The following is a 4391-nucleotide window of genomic DNA, read 5'->3' as shown; positions in this document are numbered from 1 at the left end:
CCCACTCTTCTCCCTGTAAACGCTAATACTACTTGTATTCTAATATAAAACTACCAAAAAAGAAAGAGAAAAATGATACTTTTTTGTAAAAAAGTATCATTTTTCAAAATGACGCTCTAAAAAACCCAATCCGAGCACCTCTTTTGCATCGCTGACTACCACAAAAGCCCCCGGATCTACGGATGCAACTCTCTCTTTTAACAGAATGATTTCTTTTTTAGAAACCACACAGAAAAGCATATCCCGATGCTCACCGGAATACATACCTTTGGCATCCAGTCCCGTCAGTCCCCGCTGCAGCTCATTCATGATCTCATGCGCCACTTCATCCCTTAGACTGGTAATAATAAATGCAATTTTTGAATAATTAATACCTTCAACCATATGGTCAGAAATCCATGAAGTCACCAATATTCCAATGATTGCATACAGGGCAAGACTGATCCCGAAAATATAAGCCCCAATGAGCACAATAAACGCGTCAATCACCTGCATAATCTGAACGATGGAATAATGGCGGAGATAGTGCTGTATCAGGGATGCAACCATATCGGTCCCGCCTGTAGTCCCCCTGGCCATGAAAACCAGTCCGATTCCCAGGCCCATAATCCCGCCTCCAAAAAGGGCAGAGAGAATTAAATCTTCATTCATTAACGGGAAAACCGGCATGATATATAACCAGAAAGACAGACTGAACGTCGCAAAGAATGTCCGTTTTAAAAAACGGCCCCCTTTAATTTTCATTCCCAGGATAAAAACCGGAATATTTAATGCAATGTTTGTGAGCCAGAGCGGTATGCCCCCCTTTAAAAACGGATCTGTTACGGCTTTTAATACAATTGCCGCACCTGTAAATCCTCCGGTTACCATATTCGCCGGCTCATAGATTGAGTTAATGGCCAATGCCATAAGTGCAGTACCCGCAAACATCATTAAATAATCGAGATATTTCGGTCTTTTCCTGTGAAATTCCATGGGATTACTCCCCCTTTTCGCTCTGATATTTTGATACTTTTCTCTTAAATATCCTCTTTTCTATCAGTTTACCCAAAAAGTTCGCTTTTGATTCCACATTCATTAATGATGTTGCAGTTTGTCCCATTCCAATCCATACCCTGGCGCCCAGCTTCTGCCGGCAGCCCATTAGAAATTCTTCTTCATAAGGGCTTGGAATGGCTGCTATAATAATGTCTTCCGCTGAAGCATTCAGCAGATTCACGATGCTGTCTTCATCTTCTGTTGCATCATCCAGAGAAAAAGTACCTACGATATTCAGTCCTCTGTGCTGCTTTTTCATATGCTTCTGAAAAACCAGGCGCTCGGAGTCTTTCTCCGTCAGCAATGCAACGGTTTTCTCATGTTCCATTGCGTAGCTGCATATGCCCTTTAAAAAGCTGTTATCCTCAACCTCTTCCAATGACTGTTTCAAATCCTCGCCGCAGACTTTCCAGACTTCCTTATCCCCGATGATATTTAAATCCATCATCCCCATCTTGTCTGTCCACCCCGGCTCTTTTACCGCTTCCACCAGAACATTTGCAAATATCATTCCTACTGTGCTAAGAGAATCTGTCTCCAGAAATCCTGCCACCTTGCCCACTGCTTCTTCTACACTGTCATTATCGATCTTAACGCCCAGTATTTCTATACTCTTATTCATCTTATCACCTACTACCTTAAATCCGATTTAGGCGTATTTGAAAATCAATTCCTCACAACTGAGAAAGCAATTTTTAAACACTCCCTGGCAAATTGCATAATCCTGCATCGTAAAACAATGATAACAGACTTTACTTTTAATTTCAAGCAATACCTATTTTGTTAACATGTAATTAATGAATGTGTAATTTTTTATCCTGAGTCTAAACAATTTCCTATTTCAAATCATAAAAATTTATGTTAATATTTATGTATTGTATTTTTTCCGCCTGTTTCGCCATAACAGGTGTGATATATACTGATTTTGCCTGCCTATAGAATTTATTCTAAATAATAATAAGCGGAGGAAAGAAAATGATCTACAATGACATTAAAAAACTGGTTACCTATGGACTTCAAACGGGACTGATCGAGGAGACAGACCGCATCTACACCACCAATGCCCTTTTGGAATTGCTGGAGATAGAAGAATATGATGAGCCCCAGGAAGAGAATACAGACATTGATCTGGAAGAGGTGCTGTCAAATATCATGGATTATGCATATGAGCATGGTATTATGAAAGAAAACAGTATTGTCTACCGTGATTTATTTGATACGAAAATCATGGGACATCTGGTTCCAAGACCTTCTGAAGTAGTAAAAAAATTCCTGGATCTGTATGTGAGAGATCCAAAAGAAGCAACCGATTACTTCTATAAATTAAGCCAGGATACGGATTATATCAGAAGATACCGCATCAAAAAGGATATGAAATGGGAAACCCCCACTCCTTACGGTGATCTGGATATTACAATTAACCTTTCCAAACCAGAAAAAGATCCAAAGGCAATTGCTGCCGCAAAACTTGCAAAGCAGAGTGGTTACCCCAAATGTCTTCTCTGTCCTGAAAATGTAGGTTATGCCGGCAGAGTGAATCATCCTGCAAGACAGAACCACCGCATTATTCCGGTTACGATTAACAACAGCCAGTGGGGATTCCAGTATTCTCCTTACGTTTATTACAATGAGCACTGTATCGTTTTCAATACCCAGCATATCCCTATGAAAATTGAAAGAGATACTTTTGGCAAGCTTTTGGATATCGTAAAGCAGTTCCCACACTATTTTGTAGGTTCTAATGCAGATCTTCCAATCGTTGGCGGTTCCATCTTAAGCCATGACCATTTCCAGGGCGGCAATTATGAATTTGCCATGGCTAAGGCTCCTATTGAATCTTCCTTTACGATCAAAGGATTTGAAGATGTTACAGCGGGAATCGTAAAATGGCCGATGTCCGTGATCCGTATCAGCTGTACCGACACCGGACGTATTATTGAACTGGCTGACCATATTTTAAATGCCTGGAGAGGATATACGGATGAAGCATCCTTTGTCTTTGCAAATACGGACGGGGAACCACATAATACCATTACCCCGATTGCCAGAAAACGCGGCGATGCTTATGAATTGGACCTGGTACTGCGCAACAACATTACCACAGAAGAACATCCGCTGGGTGTATATCATCCCCATGGGGAACTTCATCATATCAAAAAAGAAAACATCGGACTGATTGAAGTTATGGGACTTGCTGTTCTTCCTGCACGGTTAAAATCAGAAATGGAACAGCTGGCTGACTATATTACTTCCGGCAAAGACATCCGTTCCAATGAGGATCTGGAAAAACATGCTGACTGGGTTGATGAGTTTTCTGCGAAATATGAAAAAATCGATGAAAGTAATGTAAGACAGATTCTGAACGATGAAATCGGTCTGGTATTCATGAAAGTTCTGGAACATGCCGGAGTTTACAAATGTACTGCAGAGGGCCGGGAAGGCTTTATGCGTTTTATCGGTACTCTGTAATGCAAAAAACGGCACTAATCACCGGAGCATCCCGGGGCATTGGACGCGCCATTGCCCTGAAGCTTGCCCGGGAAGGATATCAGGTAGTGATCACCTGCTTAAAAAACGGCGGTCTTCTACAGGAGACAAAAAATATTATTGAAAAAACATGCGGCGTCACCTGTTTCCCCTTCGTGGGGGATATGGGGGACCCGGAAACGGTAGATAAACTGTTCCGGGAGATTGCAGCCCGTTTTCAAACGCTGGATGTGGTTGTGAACAATGCCGGAATCTCCTATGTTGGGCTTTTTACCGATATGCCCCCTACGCAGTGGAACCGTATTCTGCAGACCAATCTGTCTTCCGCTGTCTACTGCAGCCAGCGTGCGATTCCTTTGATGCTTTCTAAAATGAGTGGTAAAATCATCAATATATCATCTGTCTGGGGCTGTGTTGGTGCTTCCTGCGAAGTCGCTTACTCATCCGTAAAGGGTGGTATGAATGCCCTTACCATGGCGTTGGCTAAAGAACTGGCACCCAGTAATATCCAGGTAAATGCCATTGCCTGCGGGGCAATTGATACGGAAATGAATCAATTTCTAAGTCCGGAAGAACGTGCTGCCCTGATCGCCGAGATCCCGTCTGACCGCTTTGGAAAAACAGAGGAAGTTGCGGATCTGGTGTATGACCTCTGCCGGAGCCATTCCTACCTGACGGGTCAGGTAATTAAGTTGGACGGAGGCTGGATTTAGCATTGTTTAACAATGTTGAGCACACAAGCATCTTTTTATATCCACATACTTCGAGGAGTGCCGCTTTGGCACTCCTCTTTTTCACTTATTTCAGGGTATATGTTTTTGGGTTTGAATATTTACCGTAGTAAATCTTAGAACCCACTTTGCGGT

Annotated in this window: 4 protein-coding genes; 2 read left to right on the top strand and 2 right to left on the bottom strand. The window is 42.2% G+C overall.

Translation table 11 applies throughout. The features are described 5' to 3' along the window. Positions 1 to 96: 96 nt before the first annotated feature. Both ACH2DQ_RS29595 and ACH2DQ_RS29590 read right to left on the bottom strand, forming a co-directional pair. A complete protein-coding gene (locus ACH2DQ_RS29595) occupies positions 97 to 975 on the bottom strand; it encodes a YitT family protein (protein ID WP_394913225.1) in 879 nt (292 codons plus the stop codon). Between the two features lie 4 nt (positions 976 to 979). Beyond that, on the bottom strand, positions 980 to 1660 hold the full coding sequence (locus ACH2DQ_RS29590; protein ID WP_394913224.1) for a WecB/TagA/CpsF family glycosyltransferase: 681 nt from the start codon (positions 1658 to 1660) through the stop codon (positions 980 to 982). A 353-nt stretch (positions 1661 to 2013) separates the two neighbouring features. Between ACH2DQ_RS29590 and galT the strand changes: the two genes are divergently transcribed. Both galT and ymfI read left to right on the top strand, forming a co-directional pair. Then, positions 2014 to 3507 carry a UDP-glucose--hexose-1-phosphate uridylyltransferase gene (gene galT, locus ACH2DQ_RS29585; RefSeq protein ID WP_395028855.1) on the top strand — a complete coding sequence of 498 codons (1494 nt, stop codon included), beginning with the start codon at positions 2014 to 2016 and terminating at the stop codon, positions 3505 to 3507. After that, on the top strand, positions 3456 to 4238 hold the full coding sequence (gene ymfI, locus ACH2DQ_RS29580) for an elongation factor P 5-aminopentanone reductase (RefSeq protein WP_394913222.1): 783 nt from the start codon (positions 3456 to 3458) through the stop codon (positions 4236 to 4238). The genes galT and ymfI overlap by 52 nt, the downstream gene beginning before the upstream one ends. Positions 4239 to 4391 lie beyond the last annotated feature (153 nt).

Source organism: Robinsoniella sp., from assembly GCF_034124845.1.
The sequence above is the reverse complement of the archived record's forward strand: the minus strand, read 5'-3'. Positions and strand labels throughout refer to the sequence as shown.

What these genes read in the sequence shown, in the direction of transcription:
- ACH2DQ_RS29595 (WP_394913225.1), bottom strand. Translation starts at nt 975, where the DNA reads ATGGAATTTCACAGGAAAAGACCGAAATATCTCGATTATTTAATGATG.
- ACH2DQ_RS29590 (WP_394913224.1), bottom strand. Translation starts at nt 1,660, where the DNA reads ATGAATAAGAGTATAGAAATACTGGGCGTTAAGATCGATAATGACAGT.
- galT (WP_395028855.1), top strand. Translation starts at nt 2,014, where the DNA reads ATGATCTACAATGACATTAAAAAACTGGTTACCTATGGACTTCAAACG.
- ymfI (WP_394913222.1), top strand. Translation starts at nt 3,456, where the DNA reads ATGTACTGCAGAGGGCCGGGAAGGCTTTATGCGTTTTATCGGTACTCT.